The organism is Streptomyces sp. C (assembly GCF_000158895.1).
Lineage (GTDB): Bacteria > Actinomycetota > Actinomycetes > Streptomycetales > Streptomycetaceae > Streptomyces > Streptomyces racemochromogenes.
This window is the reverse complement of the sequence record NZ_GG657750.1, coordinates 5282865-5295799: the sequence shown is the minus strand read 5'-3', so window position 1 is coordinate 5295799 and position 12935 is coordinate 5282865. Positions and strand designations below refer to the sequence as shown.

The window sequence follows — 12935 nt, the reverse complement described above, 5'->3', positions numbered from 1 at the left end:
CCGCCCCGGCTGGAGGTGCTGCGCACCGCGCTGCGGGAGGCGGACTTCGCGCACCTGCCCCGGGTGGCGACGGCCGATCCGCCGGTCTACGACGGGTTCACGTACGCCTTCGTGCACGGCGGTTTCGAGGTCGCCGCGGACCAGACCGAGCTGTCTCCGGGGCTCCGGAAGGTGCTGGACGCGCTGCCCGGATTCGACCCGACGGGATGAATCTCTGATTCCGGATGACCCCGGCTCCTGTCCGAACCCCGCATAGCCGCAGGCCGGTGCCTCCTCTACGCTGCACCCCATCACGCGGGATCTTCAGGGGCGGGACATGGAACAGACACACACCACCCACAGCGTCGCCGCGGCCACTCCAGGTGCCCAGCGGCGCGTGCTCGTGGTCGAGGACGACCGCACCATCGCCGACGCCATCGCGGCGCGGCTGCGGGCCGAGGGCTTCCAGGTGCAGACGGCCTACGACGGGCCGGCCGCCGTGGCGGCCGCGGAGAGCTGGCAGCCCGAGCTGCTGGTGCTGGACGTCATGCTGCCCGGCTTCGACGGGCTGGAGGTCTGCCGCCGGGTCCAGGCGCAGCGGCCGGTTCCGGTGCTGATGCTCACGGCCCGGGACGACGAGACCGACATGCTGGTCGGCCTCGGGGTCGGGGCGGACGACTACATGACGAAGCCGTTCTCGATGCGCGAGCTGGCCGCCCGGGTCCACGTGCTGCTGCGCCGGGTGGAGCGGGCCACGCTGGCCGCGACGGCTCCGCGCGGGGCGACGCTGCGGCTGGGCGACCTGGAGATCGACCACGCGCAGCGCAGGGTGCGGGTGCAGGCGGAGGACGTGCACCTGACGCCGACGGAGTTCGACCTGCTGGTGTGCCTGGCGGGGACGCCGCGTGCGGTGCTGTCGCGGGAGCAGCTGCTGGCGGAGGTGTGGGACTGGGCGGACGCGTCGGGTACCCGCACGGTCGACAGCCACATCAAGGCGCTGCGGCGGAAGATCGGCGCGGACCGGATCCGTACGGTCCACGGCGTCGGGTACGCCCTGGAGACCCCGGCGCAGTCGTGAGCGGCCCGCCGCGCGGTCCGGGTCTGCGGCCCTACTCGCCGTTCTCGATCAAGACGAAGCTGGGCGTGCTCGTCGTGGTGTCGGTGTTCATCACCACGGGGCTGCTGATGGTGGCCCTGCGCACGGCCACGGAGCTGCGGTTCATCACGGTCTTCTCGGTGATCGCGTCGATGCTGATCACCCAGTTCGTGGCGCACGGTCTGACGGCGCCGCTGGACGAGATGACGACGGTGGCCCGGGCGATCTCGCACGGGGACTACACGCGCCGGGTGCGGGGTGCCGGGCGCCGTGACGAGCTGGGCGATCTGGCCTCGACGATCAACCGGATGGCCGATGATCTGGAGGCCGAGGACAGACACCGTCGAGAGCTGGTCGCGAACGTCTCGCATGAGCTGCGGACTCCGATCGCGGCGTTGCGGGCGGTGCTGGAGAACGTGGTGGACGGGGTCTCGGAGGCCGATCCGGAGACCATGCGGACGATGCTGAAGCAGGCCGAGCGGCTGGGCCGGCTGGTGGACACGCTGCTGGACCTGTCGCGGGTGGACAACGGTGTGGTGCCTTTGAAGGCGCGCCGGTTCGAGGTGTGGCCGTATCTGTCGGGGGTGCTGAAGGAGTCGGGGCTGGCGGCCGCCGGACGGCCGGGGCTGACGTCCGGTTCGGGTGGGCACACCCGCAATGACGTGCATCTTCATCTGGATGTCCACCCTCCGGAACTGACCGCGTACGCGGATGCGGAGCGGCTGCACCAGGTGGTGGCGAACCTGATCGACAACGCGGTGAAGCACAGTCCGGCGCACGGGCGGGTCACGGTCCGGGCGCGGGCCGGGGAGGCGCCGGGGAGTCTGGCGCTGGAGGTCGTGGACGAGGGGCCGGGGATTCCGGAGGCGGAGCGGCACCGGGTTTTCGAGCGGTTCAACCGGGGTTCCGGCGGTGGCGGGGACGCCGGCGGCGACGGGGGCACCGGTCTGGGGCTGGCCATCGCCCGCTGGGCGGTCGGCCTGCACGGGGGCCACATCGGCGTGGCCGAATCGTCACGGGGTTGCCGGATCCTTGTCACCCTTCCGGGCAGCTCACAGGTCCCTTCTTGACGTAGGGTTCGAGTGGGAAGGACATGATCTCGGCCACACGTGCCCGGGGTCGTCAGGGGTGCGAGGCCTAGGGGGTCGCAACCTGGCTGCCCCCTACCCGAACCACGCTTGTTTCCCGCCATTCCGATGGGCGAAACCCGCCGTTCGGTGTGACCTGCACGACGGAAGTCCCGCCCGGCCTGCATCACACGCCCTGGGAGGCGTAGCCTTTATCCCCGCTGTCCATACCTTGTGAAGCGGAAGAGGGCGGTTGCCGCCGTGTCGCCACAGTCCCCCAGTAACCCGAGCACCACGACCGACGCAGCAGAGGGCGGGAAGAACCCCGCCTCAGGCTTCGGCGCGAATGAGTGGCTCGTCGACGAGATCTATCAGCAGTACCTCCAGGACCCGAGTTCGGTCGACCGGGCCTGGTGGGACTTCTTCGCCGACTACAAGCCGGGGGGCGCTGCCGCCCCGGTGAAGGCGGCCGAACCCATCAAGACCCCGACGACGGACGGCGCCTCCGCACAGGCCGCCACCGCCACCGCCGGGGTTCCTCAGGCCGTCGACGCCGCCACGGGGGCGGCGCCGGCCGCGCCCGCCGCCGCGCGCACACCTGTGTCAGCTCCTGCCCCTGCTCCTGCCACCCCCTCTGGTGCCCCTGCTGTGACTGTCACCTCCCAGGCCCCGGCCGCCGCACCGGCCGCGCCCGCCCCTCAGGCCCAGGCTCCGGCCGCCGCCACCCCGGCTCAGAAGGCCGCGCCCGCCACCGAGGCCCCCGCCGGCCCCGAGCTGGTGACGCTCCGCGGCCCGGCCGCCGCCGTGGCCAAGAACATGAACGCCTCCCTCGACGTCCCGACGGCCACGTCCGTCCGCGCCGTCCCGGTGAAGCTGCTGTTCGACAACCGCATCGTCATCAACAACCACCTCAAGCGCGCCCGCGGTGGGAAGATCTCCTTCACCCACCTCATCGGCTACGCGATGGTGCAGGCCATCAAGGCCATGCCGTCGATGAACCACTCCTTCGCGGAGAAGGACGGCAAGCCGACCCTGGTCAAGCCGGAGCACGTGAACTTCGGCCTCGCGATCGACCTCGTGAAGCCCAACGGCGACCGCCAGCTCGTCGTCGCCGGCATCAAGAAGGCCGAGACCCTCAACTTCTTCGAGTTCTGGCAGGCCTACGAGGACATCGTGCGCCGCGCCCGCGTCGGCAAGCTGACGATGGACGACTTCACCGGCGTCACCGTCTCGCTGACCAACCCCGGCGGCCTGGGCACCGTCCACTCCGTGCCCCGCCTGATGCCCGGACAGTCGGTCATCATGGGCGTCGGCTCCATGGACTACCCCGCCGAGTTCCAGGGCACCTCGCAGGACACCCTGAACAAGCTGGGCATCTCCAAGGTCATGACCCTGACCTCGACCTACGACCACCGGGTCATCCAGGGTGCGGCCTCCGGCGAGTTCCTGCGCATCGTCGCGAACCTGCTCCTCGGCGAGGACAAGTTCTACGACGACGTCTTCGAGTCCCTGCGGATCCCGTACGAGCCGGTCCGCTGGAACCGCGACATCGACGCCTCGCACGACGACGACGTCACGAAGGCCGCCCGCGTCTTCGAGCTGATCCACTCCTACCGGGTCCGCGGCCACGTCATGGCCGACACCGACCCGCTGGAGTACAAGCAGCGCAAGCACCCCGACCTGGACATCACCGAGCACGGCCTCACCCTGTGGGACCTGGAGCGCGAGTTCGCGGTCGGCGGCTTCTCCGGCAAGTCGATGATGAAGCTGCGCGACATCCTCGGCGTGCTGCGCGACTCGTACTGCCGCACCACCGGCGTCGAGTTCATGCACATCCAGGACCCGAAGCAGCGCCGCTGGATCCAGGACCGCATCGAGCGTCCGCACACCAAGCCGGAGCGCGAGGAGCAGCTGCGCATCCTGCGCCGCCTGAACGCGGCGGAGGCCTTCGAGACCTTCCTGCAGACGAAGTACGTCGGCCAGAAGCGCTTCTCCCTGGAGGGCGGCGAGTCCGTCATCCCGCTGCTCGACGCCGTCATCGACTCGGCCGCCGAGGCCCGCCTCGAAGAGGTCGTCATCGGCATGGCCCACCGCGGCCGCCTGAACGTCCTGGCGAACATCGTCGGCAAGTCGTACGCGCAGATCTTCCGCGAGTTCGAGGGCAACCTCGACCCGAAGTCCATGCACGGCTCCGGTGACGTCAAGTACCACCTGGGCGCCGAGGGCACCTTCACCGGCCTGGACGGCGAGCAGATCAAGGTCTCGCTCGTCGCCAACCCCTCCCACCTGGAGGCGGTGGACCCGGTCCTGGAGGGTGTCGCCCGCGCCAAGCAGGACGTCATCAACAAGGGCGGCACGGACTTCACCGTCCTGCCGCTGGCCCTGCACGGCGACGCCGCGTTCGCCGGCCAGGGTGTGGTCGCCGAGACGCTGAACATGTCGCAGCTGCGCGGCTACCGCACCGGCGGCACCGTGCACGTGGTCATCAACAACCAGGTCGGCTTCACCGCCGCCCCGGAGTCCTCGCGTTCCTCGATGTACGCGACCGACGTGGCCCGCATGATCGAGGCGCCGATCTTCCACGTGAACGGTGACGACCCGGAGGCCGTGGTCCGCGTCGCGCGGCTCGCCTTCGAGTTCCGCCAGGCGTTCAACAAGGACGTGGTCATCGACCTCATCTGCTACCGCCGCCGCGGCCACAACGAGTCCGACAACCCGGCGTTCACGCAGCCGCTGATGTACGACCTGATCGACAAGAAGCGCTCGGTGCGCAAGCTGTACACCGAGTCCCTCATCGGTCGCGGCGACATCACCCTGGAAGAGGCCGAGCAGGCGCTCCAGGACTTCCAGGGCCAGCTGGAGAAGGTCTTCGCGGAGGTCCGCGAGGCCGCCACGCAGCCCGCGGTCGCCGCGCCGGTCCCGGCCCCGCAGGCCGACTTCCCGGTCGCCGTGAACACGGCGATCTCCCAGGACGTCGTCAAGCGGATCGCCGAGGCCCAGGTCAACATCCCCGAGGGCGTCACCGTCCACCCGCGTCTGCTGCCGCAGCTCCAGCGCCGCGCGGCGATGATCGACGACGGCACCATCGACTGGGGCATGGGCGAGACCCTGGCCTTCGGTTCGCTGCTGATGGAGGGCACCCCGGTCCGGCTGTCCGGCCAGGACTCCCGCCGCGGTACCTTCGGCCAGCGCCACGCGGTCCTCATCGACCGGGAGACCGGCGAGGACTACACCCCGCTGCTGTACCTGTCGGACGACCAGGCCCGCTACAACGTCTACGACTCGCTGCTCTCCGAATACGCGGCCATGGGCTTCGAGTACGGCTACTCTCTGGCCCGTCCGGACGCGCTGGTCCTCTGGGAGGCCCAGTTCGGTGACTTCGTCAACGGCGCGCAGACCGTCGTCGACGAGTTCATCTCCTCGGCCGAGCAGAAGTGGGGCCAGACCTCCGGCGTCACGCTGCTGCTGCCGCACGGCTACGAGGGCCAGGGCCCGGACCACTCGTCCGCGCGTCCCGAGCGCTTCCTCCAGATGTGCGCGCAGGACAACATGACGGTCGCGATGCCGACCCTGCCGTCGAACTACTTCCACCTGCTGCGCTGGCAGGTCCACAACCCGCACCACAAGCCGCTCATCGTCTTCACCCCGAAGTCGATGCTGCGTCTGAAGGCGGCGGCGTCGAAGGCGGAGGAGTTCACGAGCGGTTCGTTCCGCCCGGTCATCGGCGACACCACGGTGGACCCGAACGCGGTCCGCAAGGTCGTCTTCTGCGCGGGCAAGGTCTACTACGACCTGGAGGCCGAGCGGGAGAAGCGCGGCATCACGGACACCGCGATCATCCGCATCGAGCGCCTGTACCCGCTGCCGGGTGCGGAGCTCCAGGCCGAGATCGCCAAGTTCCCGAACGCGGCGAAGTACATCTGGGCGCAGGAGGAGCCGGCGAACCAGGGTGCGTGGCCGTTCATCGCGCTGAACCTGATCGACCACCTCGACCTGGCGGTCGGCGCGGACATCCCGGCGGGCGAGCGCCTGCGGCGCGTGTCGCGCCCGCACGGCTCGTCGCCGGCGGTGGGTTCCGCCAAGCGTCACCAGGCGGAGCAGCAGCTGCTGATGAACGAGGTCTTCGAGGCCTAGTCGCTGACGCGACCTGCACGAACAGGAGGCCCCGACCCTCACTCGGTGGGGGCCGGGCTTCCGGGCGTTGTCCGGGAACACCCAGCCTCCCCGGCGTTTGAGGCGCGGGGTCCTGGGGCGGAGCCCCAGGGACCCCCGGCTCCGCCGGGCACCGGGCTCTGCCCGGACCCGCGCCTCAAACGCCGGCGAGGCTGATCAGGGCTGGGGCTCGAAGTCCCAGTACGGGCGGGTCTGCTGGCGCGCCGAGACCGTGTGGACGTGTTGGGGGCCCAGGGTGCGGGTGAGGGCCTTGAGGCCGGCGTCCTCGTGTTTGGCGGCCTCCGCGTCCTCGCGGACCGCGCGGAGGTCGGCGGCCAGGGCGATCTGTGCGCTCAGGGCCATGGGATGGTCCGGTCCCAGGACCCGTTCGGCTCCGCGCAGGGTCTCCCGGCTGAGGTCCAGGGCGGCGTCCAGGCGGCCGGTGATGTTGCGGTGGCCGGTGGCGTTCAGGGCGCAGCCCAGGGTCCAGGGGTGGTGGTCGCCGAGGGCGCCGCGCATGCCGACCAGGGCCTGTTCCGCGAGGTTCAGGGCCTCGGTCCGCTCGCCCTGGGCACGCAGCACGAGGGCGAGGTTGCCGACGGTGCCGATGCTGTACGGGTGGGCGAGGCCGAGCTGCGACTGGTAGCCGCGTACGACTTCCTCGGAGATCCGGCGGGCTTCCTCGATGTCCCCGTACTCGCGCAGGTAGGTGGCGTAGTCGGAGGCGACCATCAGGGTCCAGGGGAACTCGGCGCCGAAGACCCGGGTGGAGCGTTCCAGGACGCTGCGCAGCCGGGAGCCGGCGCCGGGGATGTCGCCGGTGCGGCGCAGGCACTGGCCGAGGTTGTGTTCGGCCCGCAGGGTCTGCGGGTGGTTGGCGCCGAGGACCTGGACGTGGAGTTTGAGGCCCTGTTCCTGGCGGGCGAGGGCTTCGCGGTAGCGGCCCATGAGGCGCAGGCCCATGGCGCAGCCGATGCCGGAGGAGAGGGTGGCGATGTGCCGGACCCGCAGGACGCGTTCGCGGCGGCGCAGGGTGTCGAGGTCGGTGTCGTAGGCCTCCTGGTAGCGGCCGAGGAGGCGCAGGGCGACGGCGACGTTGTTCTGGGCTCCGAGGGTGGTGGAGTCGTCCTCGCCGAGGAGTTCGCGGTAGGTGGCGAAGGCGTGTTCCAGGAGTTCGCGGGCCTCGTCGAACTTGGCGGTGCTGAGGAGGACTCCGGCGTAGGTGCTGGTGGCGCGGAGGGTTTCCAGGTCGCGGTCGCCGCGTTCGGCGAGGAGCCGGTCGGCGACGGAGCGGGCGAGGGTCTCGGCCTGCCGGAAGTGGCCGAGCATGCGCAGGGCGCCGCCGTAGTGGTAGCTGAGCTCGCGGACCTGGTCGTGGTCGTCGCCGAGCATGGCGCGCCAGACGGCGTCGGTCTGTTCGGACAGGCGCAGGCAGGTGCGGTACTCGCCGGCGAGGATCAGGTAGCGCAGGCAGTGCAGCAGGAAGTTCTGGATGCGGGGGTTGCTGCTGGTGAGGACTCCGGCGTGGTCGAGGTGGGGGATGAGTTCGGCGTAGCGGGGCCAGAGCCGGGAGTCGGTGGGGCGGCCGGGGTCGGCGGCGGCGAGGACCTGGCGGACGGCGCGGGAGAGCTGGTCGGACTCGTCCTCGGCGAGGTTCTCGCGGACGATGTTGTGGACCATGCGGTGGAGCTGGACGGTCTCCAGGCCGCCGCCCTCCTCGACGGAGAGGTCGGAGTACTCCAGGCGGACGACGGAGAACTGGACGAGTTTGTTGAGGGCGGCGTTCCAGCGGATCTGGTCGTTGAGGATCCCGGCGAGGTGTTCGGGGACGCCGTCGGCGGGGAATTCGCGCAGCAGGCGCAGCGGGACGCGGCCGGGGGCGAAGAAGACGAAGAGCCTCAGCAGGGCGAGGGCGTCGGGGAAGTTCTCGCGGACGTTGTTGAGGAGTATGGCCAGGGCGGTCGGGAAGGGCAGCGGGTAGTCGTCGGAGAGGGTGACGGCCTCGTGGGAGTCGAGGCGGTGCTGGAGGAGGGTGAGGTACTCGCCGACGCCGAGCGGTGAGTCGGCGAGCCAGCCGGCGGTCTGGTCGAGGGCGAGGGGGTAGTCCTCCAGGGCTTCGGCGAGCTGGTCGGCCTCGTCGCCGGTGAGGCGGCGGGCGCGGCGGCGGATGAAGGTGACGGACTCGGGGCGGGCGTAGAGGGGGACTTCGACGAGGCTGGTGTGCCGGGCGGCCCATTCGCGGTTGCGGGAGGTGATGATGACGTCGCCGGCGCCGGAGGGCAGGAGGTCGGTGAGGTCGTCGGGGTTGTCGCAGCCGTCGAAGACCATCAGCCAGCGGTGGTACGGGGATCCGCGTCGCAGTGCCTCCAGTACGGCCCGGATCTGCTCGCCGTAGCTTCCGGCGCCGCGGGCCAGGCCGAGGGCGGGGGCGAGGTCGGCGAGGCGTTCGCGCAGGGTGGGGCGGTCCTCGGCGGGCACCCACCAGACGACGTCGTACTCGGAGGCGAAGCGGTAGGCGTACTCGGTGGCGACCTGGGTCTTGCCGACGCCGGAGAGGCCGAGGAGGGTGACGGTGGAGGCGCCGGGCGGGGCCCCGGTGAGGGCGTCGCGGAGGCGGCCGATGACGTCGTTGCGGCCGGTGAAGCGGGGGTTGCGGCGCGGGACGCGGCCCCAGACCTCGGGCGGGTCGTTGGGAAAGCGGGGGCCGCGGCGGCCGCTCTCGGTGCCGATGCGGTCGGTGGGGAGGTCCAGGCGGCGCAGTACGCGGTATTCGGCCTCGTAGGCGTCCAGGCCCCACAGGTCGGTCTTCTCCAGGGCGGCGACGGCGCTGGGCAGCGGGGCGTCGGTGAGGCAGACGGCGGCGAACCGGTCGGGGTGGGAGGCGGTGACGGTGCGCAGGGCGGTGTTCCACTCCTCGTCCGTGTGGGTGCCGGCGGAGAAGTAGCGCTCGCTGAGCACCACGAGGATCCTGCCGCCCGCGCGGGCCAGGTCGTCGAGGGCCTCGGTGAGCCCGCCGGGGCTGCTCTGCGGGTCCCAGCGCTGGAGGACGACGCGGTGGCCGTGTTCTTCCAGCCGGTGGGCGATCCATACCGCCCAGGGGCGGTTGAAGCCCGCGAAGCTGATGACGAAGCGCTGCGCGGGGGCGGCTCCGTCGCGGTCGTGACGCATGGCGGTACCGGTCATGCGGCCGTCTCCCTGGGGTCCGTTCGTTGGACGGGGTGCGGGGCGGTGCGGCTTGAAAGGTACCGCAGGGGACGGGGCGTCATACCCGTACGAACGGGGCGAGTTCGGGGTGTGCCTCGCACCAGGCGCGGCGTTCGCGTTCCAGGGCGCGGCGGGCTGCGGCGTGCTGGTCGCCGGGCGGCGGGGTGGCGTCCATGGCGCGTTCGGCGGTGGCCATGCCGTCGACGAACTCGCGTCCGGTGACGGTCAGCGCGGGGTGGGCGCGCAGGGCGGGCAGGACGGCGGCGACCTGGGCGCGGATCCGGGCGTGCTGGGCCCAGGCGCCGCGGGCTCCGTAGAGGGCGGCGTGCTGCCAGTACCCGGCGAGGGCGAGGTGGGCGTACGTGCCGTGCAGGAGGCCTTCCAGGGGGCGCGGGTCGGCGCGCCAGGGGGCCCAGTGGCGGGGGGTGCGGTCGGCGGTGTGCAGGGTGAGGACGTCGGCGAGGGCGGCGAGCTTGCCGTGCTGCACCTCGTGGACCAGGGTCGCGGCGAGGGCGGGCGGGGCCTGCGCGCGGGCCAGGACGGAGCCGGCGGCGGCGGGCAGGGTGGCGCCGCTGGAGCGGGAGCCGCCGGCGAGGGGGACCACGGAGCGCAGCAGCAGGCCGATCTCCTCGGCGCGGGCGGAGTCGTAGCGGCCCAGCAGGGTATGCGCGCCGGACCACTGGATGTCCCAGCGCTTGTGCCCCTTGGGGGTGAGCCGGCGGGCCGGGCGGACGGCGGCCGGGCCGGTGGCGGTGCCGGGGGGCGGGACCCGGTAGGGGTCGAGGTCGTCGAGGGAGGTCGTGGCGGCGCCGGGCAGGGTGTGCAGGGGGAGGGCGTCGGCGGTGTCCCAGGAGCGTTCGGTGAGGGCGAGGCGGCCGGGGCCGTGGGGGTGGAGCAGGCCGAGCGTGGGCAGGACGAGGCGGCCGTTGACGGGGCGCAGGGTGGTCTTGAAGCCGATCCCGGCGCGGAGTGCGGCGGCGGCGGCGAGTGCCCCGAGGTGGCCGAGGTCGGGCGGGGGTCCCTGGGGGGCGTGCAGGCGGCGCAGGGTCTCCTCGGCCCAGACGCCGGTGGCGGGGTAGTGCAGGACGTCGTGGACGGCCGCGGGGTCCTGGCGTTCGGCCTCCTCCAGGAGGGCCCAGTGCTCGGCGGTCTCCGCGCCGGGGGCGGCGTCGAGTACGGCGCGCAGCAGGAGCAGCCGCTTGGAGCGGCGTACGTCGCGGACGAGGCGGGTGCCCTCTTCGGAGGGTTCGGTGGAGGCGAGGGCGCGCAGGGTGTGGGAGCTGACGGCGAACCGGGCGAGGTCCTGCCGGGCCGTCCCGGGGGGCGCGGCGGCGGTCCGCTGGGCGGGGAGGCCGGTGTCGGTGCCGTGGGTCATGAGGCGGCCCGCCCGGGGGTGGTGGCGGCCCGGTGCAGGGCGTGGGCGACGTGCCGGATGACGGCCTGGAGGTCGGCGCAGTACACGGACGGCTGGCGGAAGCCGTCGCCGGCCCGGTAGCGGTGCGGGTAGTGGCCGCCGCCGCACACTTCGACGAGTTCGCAGCTGCGGCAGGCGGCGGCGAGGGCGTCCCGGCCGAGCTGGCGGGCGGCGAAGCCGGGGTGGTCGAGGAGGTCGTCGAAGCTGTGGTGGTCCAGGGTCATGCCGGTCGCGGCGGCCCCTTCGTAGGCGGACTTCAGCGAATCGGCCTGTTCGATGCTGCCGTCGGTCTCGACGACGGCGGTGGTGACGGGTGCCAGGCCCAGGGTCTCGGTGGCGGCGGGCAGGCCGAGCAGCAGGGCGATGACCTCCTCGAAGATCCGGATCCTGGTGCGCCGGGCCCCGTCGTGCCACCAGCGTTCGAAGACGGCGAGGAGCCAGTCGCCGTACGGGGTCCCGTGGCCGGTGCGGCCGGGCGGCGGGGTGCTCCAGTTGGCCAGGGGCAGCAGCAGGCCGATGCTGGGCGGGGCGAAGGCGAGGAGGGACTCGTACGTCTCCACCGGGTCCTGGGCGATGTCGACCACGCAGAGCACCCCGGCGTAGCTGTCGGGGTGGCGGGAGAGGAGGCGCAGTCCGCGCGCGGCGGCGGGGAAGCCGGGCCGGCCGGTGTGGTCGAGGCGGTGCCGGTTGTGGGCGGGCAGGCCGCCGTCGAGGCTGACGCCGACCCGGATCCCGGCGGCGGCGAGGGCGGCGATCCGGCCGGCGGTGAGCAGGGTGCCGTTGGTCTGCACGGCGGCGGTGACGCGGGTGCGGGGCGAGTGCCGGGCCACGGCGGCCCGTACGGCCTCCACGGGGGCGGCGAGGGCGGCGGGCGGGGCGAGGAGGGGTTCGCCGCCGTGCAGGACGAGGTCCACGCGGGGCAGTTGGTGGGCGGCGGCGTGCTCGGCGATCCGTTCGGCGGCGCGCCGGGCGGTGGCGGGGGCCATGGTGGCGGGGCGGGTGCGCCAGCTGTGGTCGGCCATCTCGTAGACGTAGCAGTAGGTGCAGGCGAGGTTGCAGCGGCTGTGGGTCTTGAGGACGAACTGCCGTACGGGGTGCGGGCGGTGGCCTGCGGCGCGCAGGCCCGGGACGTCGAGCCGGGCGTAGGGCCAGCGGGCGTGGCGGGCGTGACCTGCGAGGGTCCGGTGCACGGGCGGCACGGGACCGCTCGTGATCGCTTGGCTCATCGCCTGTACCTCTCCCCTGCGGACGGTCCATCCCTGCCCTCCGCGGGGGCCCGGCTAACGGCGGAAAGTGGTCAACTCCGGCGCGGGGCGGGGGCCGTCAGGCGACGCCGGAGTCGAACGCGTTGAGGATCTCGGCCGGGTGGGTGACGCGGTCGACGAGGCCGTCGATGATCTCGGAGAGCACGGGGTGGTCGATCCCGCGCAGGGCGGCCAGGTCGATGCCGGTGAGGTCCGGGAGCCCGGGCCGCGGCCCGGGGCACGGCCGGGCCGGTGGTGCTGCTGCCGCTTCCTGACGTCCGGTCCCCATGGGCTGCCCGTCCCCTTGTCGTGTGTGGTCCACTGCCCTTTCCCTGCGCCCGGCGGGGGGAAACGGTTCAGGTGCCCGCCTCCAGGGCGTGTACGCGGGCCCGGACGGCGCGGGCCGGGGCGCCGTCTCCTTCGCCGAGCCGCTGCCGGAGGTCCAGGGCGGCGCGGTAGGCGTCCAGGGCGGCGCGGGGGCGGGCGAGGCGTTCCAGGACCTCCCCGCGCAGCTCCTGGACCCGGGCGGCGAGCGGCAGTGCCGCTTCGGCGTCGTCGTCGCGGTCGGCTTCCAGTGCGGCGCGCCAGGCCCGGCGGTAGGAGTCGGCCGCGCGGTCGAGGCGGTCGGCGGTGCGGGTGTGGGCGTGGATCTCCTGCTGGACGTCCCCGTGTTCCCGCCAGGCGCGGGCCCGTTCCAGGGGGCCGTGGCCCTGCCGGACCGCCAGCTCCAGCAGGTATTCTTTTTCTCTGATGTTGACGAGGTCCCCTTCGTAGGCGTG

At 72.6% G+C, this 12935-nt stretch carries 8 protein-coding genes and 1 pseudogene; 4 read left to right on the top strand and 5 right to left on the bottom strand.

What is annotated here, in order from left to right; genetic code table 11:
* From SSNG_RS24075 to SSNG_RS24060, 4 genes are all read left to right on the top strand, one after another.
* Nucleotides 1-210: hypothetical protein (locus SSNG_RS24075; RefSeq protein WP_042801779.1), on the top strand; the 210-nt coding region annotated here is incomplete at its 5' end.
* A 106-nt stretch (nucleotides 211-316) separates the two neighbouring features.
* Entirely contained in the window at nucleotides 317-1057 is a 741-nt protein-coding gene (locus SSNG_RS24070) for a response regulator transcription factor (protein WP_007266510.1), read from the top strand.
* Nucleotides 1054-2145, top strand: a complete 1092-nt coding sequence (locus tag SSNG_RS24065; protein WP_007266509.1) for an ATP-binding protein — start codon at nucleotides 1054-1056, stop codon at nucleotides 2143-2145. Before SSNG_RS24070 ends, SSNG_RS24065 begins: the two co-directional genes overlap by 4 nt.
* A gap of 258 nt (nucleotides 2146-2403) precedes the next feature.
* Entirely contained in the window at nucleotides 2404-6276 is a 3873-nt protein-coding gene (locus SSNG_RS24060; RefSeq protein WP_007266508.1) for a multifunctional oxoglutarate decarboxylase/oxoglutarate dehydrogenase thiamine pyrophosphate-binding subunit/dihydrolipoyllysine-residue succinyltransferase subunit, read from the top strand.
* Between the two features lie 195 nt (nucleotides 6277-6471).
* Here SSNG_RS24060 and fxsT read toward each other — a convergent pair whose 3' ends face one another.
* The 5 genes and pseudogenes from fxsT to SSNG_RS42300 form a co-directional block, all read right to left on the bottom strand.
* Nucleotides 6472-9477, bottom strand: a complete 3006-nt coding sequence (fxsT, locus tag SSNG_RS24055; protein ID WP_007266507.1) for an FxSxx-COOH system tetratricopeptide repeat protein — start codon at nucleotides 9475-9477, stop codon at nucleotides 6472-6474.
* 79 nt (nucleotides 9478-9556) lie between these two features.
* A complete protein-coding gene (locus SSNG_RS44925) occupies nucleotides 9557-10873 on the bottom strand; it encodes an HEXXH motif domain-containing protein (RefSeq protein WP_007266506.1) in 1317 nt (438 codons plus the stop codon).
* Complete coding sequence (locus tag SSNG_RS24045) at nucleotides 10870-12138, bottom strand: FxsB family cyclophane-forming radical SAM/SPASM peptide maturase (protein WP_007266505.1); 1269 nt, start codon at nucleotides 12136-12138, stop codon at nucleotides 10870-10872. The genes SSNG_RS44925 and SSNG_RS24045 overlap by 4 nt, the downstream gene beginning before the upstream one ends.
* A 97-nt stretch (nucleotides 12139-12235) precedes the next feature.
* Nucleotides 12236-12445 carry an FxSxx-COOH cyclophane-containing RiPP peptide gene (fxsA, locus tag SSNG_RS40175; RefSeq protein ID WP_042801776.1) on the bottom strand — a complete coding sequence of 70 codons (210 nt, stop codon included), beginning with the start codon at nucleotides 12443-12445 and terminating at the stop codon, nucleotides 12236-12238.
* A 67-nt stretch (nucleotides 12446-12512) separates the two neighbouring features.
* Nucleotides 12513-12935 (bottom strand): annotated as a pseudogene (locus SSNG_RS42300) (hypothetical protein); the annotation flags it as partial.

Coding starts and splice junctions, on each gene's coding strand:
- fxsA (WP_042801776.1), bottom strand. CDS start 12,445: ATGGGGACCGGACGTCAGGAAGCGGCAGCAGCACCACCGGCCCGGCCG.
- SSNG_RS24045 (WP_007266505.1), bottom strand. CDS start 12,138: ATGAGCCAAGCGATCACGAGCGGTCCCGTGCCGCCCGTGCACCGGACC.
- SSNG_RS24070 (WP_007266510.1), top strand. CDS start 317: ATGGAACAGACACACACCACCCACAGCGTCGCCGCGGCCACTCCAGGT.
- fxsT (WP_007266507.1), bottom strand. CDS start 9,477: ATGACCGGTACCGCCATGCGTCACGACCGCGACGGAGCCGCCCCCGCG.
- SSNG_RS44925 (WP_007266506.1), bottom strand. CDS start 10,873: ATGACCCACGGCACCGACACCGGCCTCCCCGCCCAGCGGACCGCCGCC.